Origin of the sequence: Wolbachia endosymbiont (group A) of Portevinia maculata, from assembly GCF_964028525.1 — a bacterium.
In the GTDB taxonomy this organism is placed as follows: Bacteria; Pseudomonadota; Alphaproteobacteria; order Rickettsiales; family Anaplasmataceae; genus Wolbachia.
Window position 1 is genome coordinate 1031955 of sequence record NZ_OZ034786.1, and the last position, 12758, is coordinate 1044712.

Genomic DNA, 12758 nt, shown 5'->3' on the forward strand with positions numbered 1-12758 from the left:
TACATCCGAGTAGCACATCCTTTACTTTGTAGGTATACTTTTTTTGACATGCGGTTATATCTTTTTTAATATAAAGGATATATACTTATGCATTATATATTTTTTTGTATGAGGAGTTATATGAAAATGAAGAGATTATGCGTTTTGGCTGTGTTGCTTACTTCATCTCTAGCAGGTGCAGCTAATAATAGTGCAAGTAAGTCAGAAGATCAGTACTATGCAGGTTTAAACTTTGGTGCTGGATGGGGTGGTGGCTTTGTAATGAAACCTAGCGTTGTTTTTGGTTATCATCATGACAAAAACTCTAAGTTTGAACTTGAGGTTCTTGCTAACATGAGTGATATTGCTAATAAGGATACAAGGAAAATAGGGGCTAGCTTATTGGCAAATTATCGTTATTACCCTGACCTTGATATTGATCCCGTTAAACTATATGTCAGTGGAGGTTTAGGAGGATACTTACAAGTAATACCTTTTGGCTTTGGTGAAGGTGGTAAAAGCAAAGATTCAAAACCTCAAGATCCAGGAGCTACCACTACTTCGAGTGCAGGTGAGGTTACTGGAGCTGCTGCAGAGGAGGCATCTGTAGTAGATAAAATACTGGGTTCTATTTCCTATAAACTGAAGGTCGGTGTTGATTATGAAATTGCTCCACAGATAGTTGGTGCAGTTGGTATTGCTGCAGGCGGGCAACTAAGTGGTATAAAAGCATTACAAATACCAGATGCAACTCTGGAGGTAGGAATACGTTATAATTTTTAATGCTGCTAAATTGTAACTTAGTTCATAAAGGTAGAGACAATGTTGAGGATGAAATAAACAGCATTGAAAAAATCTGGAAATATATGAGATACTTTTCGAATATGGTTTTGAATGCTAACTATAGATTAAAAAAATAACAAGAAAAAGGGTAAACTCCAGTATTTGTAACCGTTCACGGATTGTGAGAATGAATAAGGAACTAGGTCCAAAGTGTGATGGTATGGATTTAGTATAAATAATTCAGGATGCTTGTGTCCACTGGTTACATATAAATTCATAAGGTTTTGAGAGTTTTGAGTCTTTTTGCGTAATATAACAAAGTTGTAAAGGTGTAACCATAATTCCTCCTTCGATGGCAATTTCTTATGTATCATACCATCACACTTTGGACCTAAGCACTCTGTTCAACAAGCTAGAACTGCTATATTTGAATACATAGAAATTTTTACAAAAAACAGCGTAGGCATTCTGCTATTAATTATTGCATTCCTGAACATTGTGATTCATTATTCTTTTTGTAAAAAATTTTCTTAACTTTCTCTCCACTTTTTCTGGGTAAGGTCACAGAATTTTTTACTGGAAATCTTAATTTTGTCTTAGCAATAAATCAACTTAAGGTCATAATATCTTGACATTTATTTAATGTTGCTATATAATAGCTATGTACATTTTGTGTACTATAGCAATAAAATCACCCTGTAATAGGTGTATTGGACCCGAGGGCAGTACTCGGCGCCTCCACCATATTTTTAATTTATATGGGGGCGAATAAGGATCGACATGCATAGTAAAGATGGTAGTTTTGCTCGGTTAGACACCACCGCTAAGAGTTCATAATTTAAATGCAAACGATAATTTTGCTGCTGAAGACAATGTTGCAATAGCTGCTTAATTTAAGCACTATAACTTCATTGCTATAAGCACGGTTCAGGGAACGCCGGGTAACAGAAGTTCCCCAAAAATTTATGTATGTGAAAGTTATATGGAGCAAACAGATTACAAAAAATTGCTTAATTCTGCTAAGTTTCAAGTTATCAAAAAGACTTTAGATGTTATATCAGGTAATGGTTTTATCCCTCATTTAGAAATATTATTTTTCACATATTTTAATGGTGTAACCATGCCAGATCATTTGAAAAAGTCATACCCCACTCAAATGCTTATTATATTACAGCATCAATTCTATGATTTAAAAGTTTCTGAGGATAAATTTAGCGTCAGTTTGAGTTTTCAAGGAAAACAAGAGCGAATTACTATACCGTTTTTTGCTATTAGTGAGTTTCGTGATAAAATTTCAGGAGATGTTTTAATATTTGACAAAATCAGTATCGATTCTGATAAAGAATACAAAAGTGAAAAATGTACTGAAAAATTATCAAACGGTAGTATTATATCCATAGATCAACTGCGTGATGAGTAATTGCTCATCTTTGTAAACAAAAAATATTAATAGAAAAAAGTGGTCTAACTTAAGTAATAGAATAGAGGAATACTATCGTAGACAAATATGCTAAATCTTTAATTGTTTATTAACGCAGGTGGCAAAATTTTTCTTACATATCATCAACTTTCTTTATTGAAAAATTCAGAAAAATGTTGTAAAATAGTTGTGGTAGTAGGCTTCGGTAAAACTTATGGCAGATTCAGGAATTAGTATAACTTTTGACCCAAAAACTTCGCAGCATCTTGTTGAACTAGCTAGAGCCACTAAGCAGTCTGTTCAAAAATTAACAGAAAAGCTAGTCAAGGAAGCAATCGAACTTGAAGCGGAAGATATTGCATTTTCCAAAATTATTAGGGAGTTAAATGCTGATGATGCAGAAGAAGTAGAGGATAGTGAAGACATCTGGAAATAAGCGATACACCATTAAATATCTAAAGCATGTTCTTAAAAGAAATTTGCCTTTCTTGCCGAAAGATGTAAAGCCAAGTATTAAAGACGCAATAAAAAAGTATCTTGAGATTGATCCTATTGGTAACGGTGTGTTGCTACGCAAGAGATTAAAGGGACATAGAAGAATAAAAGTTGCTGATGATTACCGTATTGTCTATCGTGTAAATACTGCAAAACGTATAGTAATTATTGTTTCAATAGGACACAGGGACAATATTTACAAGCAGGCAATATTGGACCTACTGAAACATTAAATATATTTTATACAGCCCTCCTTCCTCCTACCTTAGGTGCAGCTCAAAAAATGAAGTTTTTTTTGGTTCAGCAAAAACAACATTTTGAGTTTGAAAAGGCTAAATACTTGTCTTTATTATAACTTTCGTGTAATAGATATGCATGCATCCAATTATATATCTACTCAACACGTTACTTGATCTTTATAGCTTCATTCTAATATGTTGGGTTGTCTTAAACTGGCTGGTTAAACTTAATATGGTGAACATATATAATGAAACTGTCAGTAGCATAATGCACATCTTGAACCAATTGACATATCCACCACTAAAGATTATTAGAAGATATATACCACCGTTCAATGGATTAGATTTATCTATAATGATATTGCTAATAACAATTCACTTTGTAAAATATACAGTAGCTTACTACTTTAGGTAGATGTTAAAAAAATATCTAAAATCAGCAATATATCTATCCCTTTTAATATATGTATATATATCAGTTTTTAGCTACAACTATAAAGATCCTTCCTTAAACACGGCTACAAATAAGGAAGTGACAAATTTAGGTGGAATAGTAGGTTCATATTTAGCTGATATATTGGTTCAATTTCTTGGATTAACTAGTGTTACAATAGCTACAACCATAGTTTACTTGTTGATCTTCAGGCCAGCAAAAATACTGCTGAAAATTCTCTATTTAATATTAATCAATTTAGGGGTATGTGCTATATTACCACAACTTTCGCTAGGCATCACTGCAAGGTACAGACACAGTGGAATAATAGGGAATGCACTCGTTAATAACTGCCCATTTTATGTATTTGTGATAGTAACATCAATAGGTCTTGTAGGATCGGTTGGTTGGAAGAGAGCAATTTACTCTCTATTCTTCTTATGTAAAAAAATAGCTTGCTTATTTGTAAATGTTCCATTCTTCAGATCACATAAAACTGCTGAATATTCAGTTGCACCATTAGTAGTAGAAGAAAAACATAGAACTAAAATCACTACTAAACAACAACCAAAAGAAAGACAGAAAAAAGCTACCGAAGAAATTTTTAAACCTTCCAGTGAGTTCGAGTTTCCAAGCATTCATTTACTTTCTAAAGCAGAGGAGTCTTTGCAGAGAAAGCAGCTGAATGAAATGGAGAGCAATAAAAATTTATCTCTGCTGGAACAAGTCCTGAGTGATTTTGGCGTGCAAGGAAAAATTATCAGTGTATGCTATGGGCCGGTTGTGACTTTATACAAACTTGAACCACAAGCTGGTACGAAATCTGCAAGAGTAATTGGCCTTGCAGATGACATTGCACGTTCGATGAGTGCACTCTCTGCACGTATTTCAATAATTCGTGGGCAAAATGCTATGGGAATAGAGTTGCCGAACAAGGAACGAGAAATTGTAATGCTGCGTGATTTGCTTGAATCACCAGAATACCAGAATGCAAACTTAAATCTCCCAATTGCCCTTGGCAAAGAAATAAGTGGAAAACCAGTTATTGCAGATCTGACTAAAATGCCCCACTTGCTCGTTGCTGGAACCACAGGGTCGGGTAAATCAGTTGCGATTAACACTATGATTCTTTCGCTCGTTTATCGATTAAGTCCTGATGAATGTAAGATGATAATGATCGACCCAAAAATGCTTGAGCTTTCAATATATGATGCAATACCGCACCTAATGGCGCCAGTAGTAACAGAGCCAAAAAAGGCTGTTATCGCTCTTAAGTGGATAGTGAAAGAAATGGAAAATCGCTATCGCATGATGTCGTATTTAAATGTACGCAATGTAATAAACTATAACCAAAAAATCACAGAAGCGATGAATAGTGGAATAGAATTGGAGCGCGTTGTGCAGATTGGCTTTAACTCAACAACAGGCAAACCTTTGTTTGAAAAAATACCAATCAAGATGGAGACATTTCCGTATATTGTAGTGATCGTGGATGAAATGGCAGATTTGATGCTTGTTGCTGGCAAAGAGATAGAGTGCTCTATTCAACGTTTAGCTCAGATGGCTCGTGCTGCAGGAATACACATCATAATGGCAACACAACGCCCATCTGTGGATGTGATCACAGGTGTGATAAAGGCGAACTTTCCAACGAGAATCAGTTTTGCTGTTACTTCTAAGATAGATAGCCGTACAATACTTGGCGAACAAGGAGCTGAACAATTGCTCGGTATGGGTGATATGCTCTATATGGCCTCTGGTGGTAAGATCATTCGAGTTCACGGCCCATTTGTAAGTGATAATGAGGTGCAAGATATAGTTGATCATCTAAAAATGCAAGGTGAGCCAAATTATATGGAGGAAATCACCAAAGAAGATGAAAATTCTTCTGTGGAATCAGAAGGTGAAACAGAGGATGAAGAAAACGACCTCTACAATCAAGCAGTGGCCATCATTCAAAGAGATCAAAAAGTTTCAACCAGTTACATTCAGCGACAACTTAGAATAGGCTATAACAGAGCTGCAAATATTGTTGAAAGAATGGAAAAAGAAGGAATTGTCAGCTCTCCAAATTACTCAGGAAAGAGAGAGATATTGGTTGAATAGCAACCTTGTAATACATTAACTTAAGTTTTTGCACTTTCAAAAAGCAAGTAAAACAAAATTATTAAAAGATCAATACATAATGACAATTGATTTAATACTAATTTAAGTACTGAGAACGTACAATAGTAATATATTAATTAATTAGGGGGTAAAAATGTCAAATATTTTGAGTAATGCTTGGTATAGTTTGTCTGGCAATGACATAACAGACATAACAAAATTGCAGGAACAAGTAGAAGAACTAGAGAAGCTATTAGGAAACTTCAAAGGTTTGCCAGAACAAGTAACAGAACTGTCAGATAAATTCGGTGGTTTATCAGAAAGATTTACAGAGTTGTCAGGTAAATTTGACGGTTTGTCAACAGATCTATCAGATAAATTCAATGGTTTGCAAGAAAAGTTTACAGGCTTGCAAGAAAACTTCACAGGTTTAGAAGAAAAAGTGGAAACACTCACAGAAGCAGTAGCAGATCAAGAAAAAACACTACTAATTTGTGCCATAGTCAGTGCTGTTGCCGCAATAGCGATAACTTCTTTTGTTGCATTCTGTATCTATCAGGGAGTTAAGTGTGAAAGGGAGAAAGAAAAGAACTTGTCTAAAGATACACCAGACGCAAAACTTAATAATGTAGATGCTATCGATGGCAATGAAAAGAAGCATATGCAAATGCCAGACTAAGTTGCATAACACTCTTCTTGAGAAGGTGTTACGCAACTTGTAGCACCTTACTCTTCTCTTAGCCTATGTAGGTTTTTGATAGTAAGTATATCACTTTTTAGAAAAATATTTGTATTGTAAAGTTAGTAAAGATTCTGGTTTACTTAAAGTTTGTTAATTGCTATCTTTTAAAACACGATATTTACTATAGCACCATATGCTTAGGGTTTTTTCTAAAGTTTTGTTTATATTAATGTTTTTGGTTTCTAGCTTTTTTACTGTGCATAGTGCTGAAGCTAAATCTAAGCTCAGTAAGAGATACATACCTCCTGGTAACCCTGGTGGTGCAAACTTTCATACAGATGAGGATTTTGCTGAGTCATATAAACTGTATGAGAAGCGTAGGGAATTGTTCAAGAAAAAAAAGTCACAAGATCGAGCTATAAATAAAGAAGATCTAATCAAAAAATTAAAAGAGAAAAAAATTGCTAGTCTTGATAATGAGCCAAATGACATGGAAGCGTGCATAGTCGACGATGAAGAGAGCGCTATGATAAATCAGCATGGTATTAATATCGCACGTTTAAAGGGTGCTGTATTTATAGATCAAGAGCCAGTTTCCCAGTATGAAAGCGAGCAGCATGAAAGTGAACAACAAGAAGGGAAGAAAGTTACTTCAACACGAGAAAAAAAAGTTTCTCCTATAAATGTCACTATAAAAGAAAATCCATCAAGAAAAACGTGCTCACATGATTCTATTGCTAATTTGGATAACGTAGATGCTTATAGTTTGAATGGTTCGAGTTCATTTGGCAGCGTAGCTGACACAGTAAAATAGTATCACAATATTGGCCATTAATAATATGCTAGATAAAGACCTGATATTGAATGATGATGCATATGAATTATTGCCGATTTCCAGGCACAAAACTCATGTTGTGGAAGTTGGAAAAGTAAAGATAGGTGGAAATAATCCTATAGTTGTACAATCTATGGCGCTTGGCGTGCATATAGATTCTGATAATATAAAAAGTAGCGCAAAACATTATGCAAAAGAGATAACAGAACTAGCGCGTACAGGTTCAGAATTGGTGCGAATTGCCTTGAATTCAGAGGAAGTAGCAAGGGCAATACCTTATATAGTAGAAGAGATAAATAAAGAAGGTTTTGACGGTAAAATATTGGTAGGCTGTGGTCAGTATGAGCTAGATAAATTAGTTCAAGATTATCCAGACAACATCAAAATGCTGGGTAAAATTAGGATAAACCCAGGCAATATAGGCTTTGGCGACAAACGTGATGAGAAGTTTGAAAGGGTTATAGAGTATGCAATAATGCACAATCTTCCGGTTAGAATTGGAGTAAATTGGGGTAGTCTTGATAAATACCTTTTGCAAAAATTGATGGATGAAAACTCTTCGCTTAGTAATTCAAGGCCTTCTGACGTTATACTGCGCAAAGCACTTGTAATGTCTGCTCTTGATAGTGCAAAAAAAGCTGAAGAAATTGGTCTAAATTCAAACAAAATAATCATTTCATGTAAAGTTAGCAAAGTACAAGATTTAATTTTAGTTTATATGGCACTTGCAAAATCTTCCAATTATGCACTACATTTGGGTTTAACTGAGGCTGGTATGGGCAATAAAGGTGTGGTAAATACCGCAGCAGGGCTTACTTATTTATTGCAAAATGGCATTGGAGATACAATACGGGCTTCTTTGACTCAACGTCCTGGTGAATCGCGTACTAATGAAGTGGTGGTGTGTCAGGAAATATTGCAGTCTATAGGCTTGCGACACTTTAACCCTCAGGTTAATTCATGTCCTGGTTGTGGGCGCACGAGTAGCGATCGTTTTCGTATATTAACTGAAGAGGTGAATGGCTATATAAAAACTCATATGCCGATGTGGAAGAAAAAAAATCCAGGTGTAGAGCATATGAGCATTGCTGTTATGGGATGCATAGTAAATGGTCCTGGAGAAAGCAAACACGCAAATTTGGGAATCAGCTTGCCTGGATATGGAGAAAAACCTGTTTCAGCAGTCTACAAAGACGGCAAATATTTCAAAACTTTACAAGGTGATAATGTCTCTGAAGAATTTAAGGTAATTATTGATAATTATGTGAAGGAGCATTACACGTAACCTTTCACGGTTAATTAATAGATAAATCGCAAATAAAAAAGAAAATTAAACCTTGTTTTTCTTTTTTCGCTATTAATATATTTATAACACAATTGAGTTTAAATAGTTGGTATGAAAAGCTTTTTACGAAATTTCTTGCACTATCTTCTGTCATCCCAGTGCCCTGACTACTTGGATCCATATCTTTTTTTCTCTGGTCATGCGCTACCCAGGACGTGGTGTACAAGAATCCTACTAACTTTACTATTAATTCTATTTCCACTTTTAGCATCATCTATAAGCATTGAGGACATCGAAGAAAATTGCGATTACGAATATTACCCTAAATTAGATTCTTCTTCTGCTGATGAGTTACACGTTATAAAGCGAAATTATTATAGATACGGTGAGGAATTAAAAATACTAGCAGATGAGAGGATAAAGGAGATCACTTTAGGCACTAGTGATAAATAATTGTAACCAGACTGCATTCTGTGATTTTTAGCAAAACACGATCTTTCATTTGAGCTTTCTTCAATTTAAAGTAAATACAGAAAACTGCTGCCTATAGCTGAACTGACCTTACCCAGAAAAAGTGGAGAGAAAGTTTGGAATGTTTTTTACAAAGAGAATAAACTATTTGCCATATTTTGAAAAAACGTTTTATTTTACTCCAAAAACGTCTTAACTTTCTCTCTACTTTTTCTGGGTAAGGTCACACTTGACTACTTGGATCTAGTATGATTTAATTAACCAAGAAGTAGACATGAAAAAATTATGTAGTGAACCAGTTTGCATGACGCTAAGAAGGAAAATATGGATAGAAAAACGAGAATAGAATCAGACAGCTTAGGGGAAGTAAAAGTACCAAGTGAACATTACTGGGGAGCGCAGACTCAACGTTCTTTAGAAAATTTTAAGATTGGCACAGAAAAAATGCCAGAGCCTCTGATTAAAGCATTAGCAATAGTAAAACTTGCAGCAGCACGTGTTAACATGAAGCAGGGTAGCATAGATAATAAGGTAGGGGACGCAATCTGCGCAGCCGCAAGGGAAGTAATAGATGGCAAATTTAATAATGAATTTCCGCTTGTTGTTTGGCAAACCGGATCCGGAACGCAGACTAATATGAATATGAATGAAGTGATCAGCAATCGTGCAATAGAGATTTTAGGTGGTAATTTGGGTAGTAAATCTCCGATACATCCAAACGACCATGTGAATTATGGTCAGTCATCAAATGACACCTTTCCAACAGCAATGCATATAGCAGCAGCAGAGCAAATAAACTGCTTGCTTATTCCAAATCTTGAAAAATTGCATAAGGTGCTGGATAATAAGGTTCAGGAATTTAAAAATATAATAAAAGTAGGACGTACTCACTTACAAGATGCAACGCCCCTAACACTGGGACAGGAGTTTTCTGGCTATGCAGCCCAGATTAAAAAGGGGATAGAGAGAGTAAAATTAACTTTAAGTGGTATATACGAGCTTGCACAAGGTGGCACTGCGGTTGGCACAGGACTCAATACTAAAAAGGGTTTTGCTGAAGGTTTTTCAAGCAAAGTTGCAGAAATTACTAATCTTCCATTTACTTCAGCAGGCAATAAATTTGAAGCGCTAGCAGCAAACGATGCTTTAGTTGAGCTCAGTGGAACACTCAATACAGTAGCAGTCAGTTTAATGAAAATTGCAAATGATATAAGGTTGCTTGGTTCTGGTCCAAGATGTGGAATTGGGGAAATAATGTTACCGGAAAATGAGCCTGGTTCTTCAATTATGCCAGGTAAAGTGAATCCAACTCAGTGTGAAGCAGTAACTATGGTGTGCACTCAAGTTATGGGAAATCATGTTGCTGTGACCATTAGTGGTTCAAACGGTCATTTTGAATTGAATGTGTTTAAGCCAGTGATAATTTACAATGTTTTGCAGTCTATAAGACTTTTAGCTGATGCAAGTTTAAATTTTACAGAAAAATGTGTAGTTGGTATTAAGGCAAATGAAGAGAGGATAAAAGATTTACTGAATCAGTCGTTAATGTTGGTCACTATATTAAATACGCATATAGGGTATGACAATGCAGCAAAAATAGCGAAGCTTGCTTATAAAGAAAATATCACTCTAAAAGAAGCAGCAGCAAAACTTCAACTGCTCACTGAGGAGGAGTTTGAAAGGATAGTGAAACCAGAAGAAATGGTGAATTATTTGTAACCGTTGGGAGTGTTAAATAAACCATACGCGTCAAGTTAAGAGGTATCCGTTCAGCCAATGGCGTCAACTTAAGAGCCTCCATTAGCAAACTCTCCTAAAAACATGATGGCGTTTGGGCTTATCTACCTTATTGTGGCTGCCCTGGTCGAATTTTAACTTTAGCACGCATGCTTAAAAAGGGCTTGAAAGTTTTTTGGTGCAATAAGTACTTGATAGAGTTTCTGCTCATTACACCAAACAAAACTGAAAAATTTAAACGATACTCAGTAATTTGATCTGGGTTCCAAGGCCCTTGTGCATCACACATATGAAGCGATAATATATTACACATAACTAAGTTCGCCCAAAATTCTTGTAATACAGCCTCTAGGTGTATGGTCCCATAATTCCTCCTTTGATGGTATTGTTTTCTCATATTTTATCATACCATCACACTCTGGGACTGTACACCAGGAATTATCCTATTGAATTCTATGATATTATTTTTGTAACATTGTCTAAAGTGCCCAGTGTCAAGCACTGGAATGACACCATTTCCGTGAATATTGCTCTTAATTTGTAACTAACCTAAGCCATAAATATTAAGAAATTTACCAAACGAAAAAAAAGGCAAAAGAAGCCCCGTTGGTGACTAGTTATTTATATGTACTTCAAAATATTGGCGTTTTTTATTCTAAACGCTACGATTCAGCCGCTTTTAAATGCGATTAACCTAAATTATAAACGTTAAGAAATTTACTGAGCGGAAAAAAAGGCAAAAAAACCCCAGGGTAGCTAGTATTCAAATTCTCCCTTGTCTATTTGACGTCTTTTACTGTCTTAAACGCTTTATAAGCGCGTTTCAGCTTATATAGGTAGAAACCTAGAAGTTTTATAAAGACATGAGGTGCACATAGTGCAAAAATTAAGCATGATTTACGCCAAATACATTAAGTTTTTTGTCATTAATCCACTGCAGAGATTGCGAAGATAAATAAATAGCTTCACTGTTATGATAAGGGGGCTGGCGAAGGGTGTCAAGTAAGTTTTTACATCTAATTTATAGCTCCCTGCATGATACCACGTATTATCTATACCAAGGTGTTCTTCTTGTAGATATTATACCAACAATCCACTATTTTTTTTATGTCTTGTGGTTTAGTTTCTGGACCTATACTGATTCTAATTGAACACTCTGCTTGCTCTTTTGTTGCCCCCATTGCAAGCAAAACATGGGAAGGCTCAACTTTTCCAGAAGAACATGCAGAACCATTACTAACTGCAATATGATTCAAGTCAAAATGCATGAGCTGCACATCACTCTTTACTCCTGGCATATAAATAAAACTTGTGTTTGGCAGCCTCTTAGAGTTTTTACCGAAGATTCTTATATCACTGGCAAGATTTAATAATTCACACTCTAATTGATCACGTAGCTCCTTTACTTCATCCATTTTTAATAGAAGGTCTGGAATATTTTGCAGTGCAGCAGAAAGGCCTGCAATCGCAACAATATTTTCCGTACCACCACGAAATCCCTTCTCTTGTCCACCACCTATTATAATAGGTTCTATCGCAAGTTCTTTATTGAATATTAAAACTCCACTGCCTGCTACACCGCCAAATTTATGGGCGGATAAAGTGAGTAAATCCACTCCTAAATCTTCCATATTAACTTTAATTTTTCCAACACTTTGAGCAGTGTCAGTGTGGCAAATTGCTCCAAATTTGTGTGCTATTTCAGCTATTTCCTTAACAGGCTGAATAACTCCGGTTTCGTTATTTGCCATCATAACTGAAACTATTGCTTTGTTTCCTTTAAGTTCGCTTAGAATTTTTTCTAGCTCTAAAAAGTCAACAATGCCCTCCTGATTAACGGGTATTATATATGGATTACATGCAGAATTAAGAATTGAAGGATGCTCTATAGCTGAAATTACATGCAGATAGCCTGCTATTCCTCTCATAACAAGGTTATTCGCTTCAGTCGCACCAGACGTAAAAACTATTTCTTTATCACTTGGAACACCAAGAGCATCACGTATGTTATCTCTTGCATCCTGAAGAATCTTCCTCGCTTCTTGTCCTCTTTTATGTAGTGATGATGGATTGAGCGTTTGTTTTAACAAGACCTCAAATATACTTTTTTTTACATTCTCACTAATTGGAGCAGTTGCATTGTAATCAGCATATACGTAACCACTATTTTCTAAAGAGAATGGACTCATCTGTCACTTAAATAAGTTTACCATCAACTATAGCCATAACTATGTACGTTAGCTTTAACACGATAAAAAATTTATTGCAAAAACAGCGAAATTAATACATAATT

Annotated in this window: 12 protein-coding genes, 1 other RNA gene and 2 pseudogenes; 12 read left to right on the plus strand and 3 right to left on the minus strand. The window is 35.4% G+C overall.

All coding sequences use genetic code 11. The features are described from left to right. Positions 1 to 120 precede the first annotated feature (120 nt). Complete coding sequence (locus ABWU36_RS05120) at positions 121 to 762, plus strand: hypothetical protein (protein ID WP_264687874.1); 642 nt, start codon at positions 121 to 123, stop codon at positions 760 to 762. A 125-nt stretch (positions 763 to 887) separates the two neighbouring features. Here the strand turns inward: ABWU36_RS05120 and ABWU36_RS06840 are convergent. Beyond that, positions 888 to 1075: pseudogene (locus tag ABWU36_RS06840) on the minus strand (hypothetical protein); the annotation flags it as partial. 311 nt (positions 1076 to 1386) lie between these two features. Between ABWU36_RS06840 and ssrA the strand changes: the two are divergent. The 11 genes from ssrA (at position 1387) to fumC (ending at position 10447) form a co-directional block, all read left to right on the plus strand. Continuing rightward, positions 1387 to 1722, plus strand: a transfer-messenger RNA (tmRNA) gene (gene ssrA, locus ABWU36_RS05125). 22 nt (positions 1723 to 1744) lie between these two features. Then, positions 1745 to 2182 (plus strand): ClpXP protease specificity-enhancing factor SspB, encoded by a 438-nt coding sequence (locus tag ABWU36_RS05130; RefSeq protein ID WP_265016675.1) that lies wholly within the window; start codon positions 1745 to 1747, stop codon positions 2180 to 2182. 214 nt (positions 2183 to 2396) lie between these two features. Next, on the plus strand, positions 2397 to 2618 hold the full coding sequence (locus ABWU36_RS05135) for a hypothetical protein (RefSeq protein ID WP_253309905.1): 222 nt from the start codon (positions 2397 to 2399) through the stop codon (positions 2616 to 2618). Next, a complete protein-coding gene (locus ABWU36_RS05140; protein ID WP_264687877.1) occupies positions 2599 to 2910 on the plus strand; it encodes a type II toxin-antitoxin system RelE family toxin in 312 nt (103 codons plus the stop codon). Before ABWU36_RS05135 ends, ABWU36_RS05140 begins: the two co-directional genes overlap by 20 nt. A 142-nt stretch (positions 2911 to 3052) precedes the next feature. Beyond that, positions 3053 to 3331, plus strand: coding sequence for a YggT family protein (locus ABWU36_RS05145; protein WP_006279515.1), 279 nt, complete (start codon positions 3053 to 3055; stop codon positions 3329 to 3331). Further along, entirely contained in the window at positions 3332 to 5455 is a 2124-nt protein-coding gene (locus ABWU36_RS05150; RefSeq protein ID WP_253309907.1) for an FtsK/SpoIIIE family DNA translocase, read from the plus strand. Between the two features lie 154 nt (positions 5456 to 5609). After that, entirely contained in the window at positions 5610 to 6134 is a 525-nt protein-coding gene (locus ABWU36_RS05155; RefSeq protein WP_253309908.1) for a GAS domain-containing protein, read from the plus strand. 196 nt (positions 6135 to 6330) lie between these two features. Further along, positions 6331 to 6951 carry a TRP75-related protein gene (locus ABWU36_RS05160; protein ID WP_353273095.1) on the plus strand — a complete coding sequence of 207 codons (621 nt, stop codon included), beginning with the start codon at positions 6331 to 6333 and terminating at the stop codon, positions 6949 to 6951. Positions 6952 to 6976: 25 nt separating this feature from the next. Beyond that, entirely contained in the window at positions 6977 to 8257 is a 1281-nt protein-coding gene (gene ispG / locus ABWU36_RS05165; RefSeq protein WP_264687879.1) for a flavodoxin-dependent (E)-4-hydroxy-3-methylbut-2-enyl-diphosphate synthase, read from the plus strand. A gap of 111 nt (positions 8258 to 8368) precedes the next feature. Next, positions 8369 to 8710, plus strand: a complete 342-nt coding sequence (locus tag ABWU36_RS05170) for a hypothetical protein (protein ID WP_264687880.1) — start codon at positions 8369 to 8371, stop codon at positions 8708 to 8710. Between the two features lie 342 nt (positions 8711 to 9052). Further along, positions 9053 to 10447, plus strand: a complete 1395-nt coding sequence (fumC, locus tag ABWU36_RS05175) for a class II fumarate hydratase (protein ID WP_253309912.1) — start codon at positions 9053 to 9055, stop codon at positions 10445 to 10447. Positions 10448 to 10528: 81 nt separating this feature from the next. Here fumC and ABWU36_RS05180 read toward each other — a convergent pair. Together ABWU36_RS05180 and ABWU36_RS05185 are read right to left on the minus strand one after the other, a co-directional pair. After that, positions 10529 to 10820 (minus strand): annotated as a pseudogene (locus ABWU36_RS05180) (IS4 family transposase); the annotation flags it as partial. 697 nt (positions 10821 to 11517) lie between these two features. Further along, positions 11518 to 12654, minus strand: coding sequence for a cysteine desulfurase family protein (locus ABWU36_RS05185; protein ID WP_253309913.1), 1137 nt, complete (start codon positions 12652 to 12654; stop codon positions 11518 to 11520). Positions 12655 to 12758 lie beyond the last annotated feature (104 nt).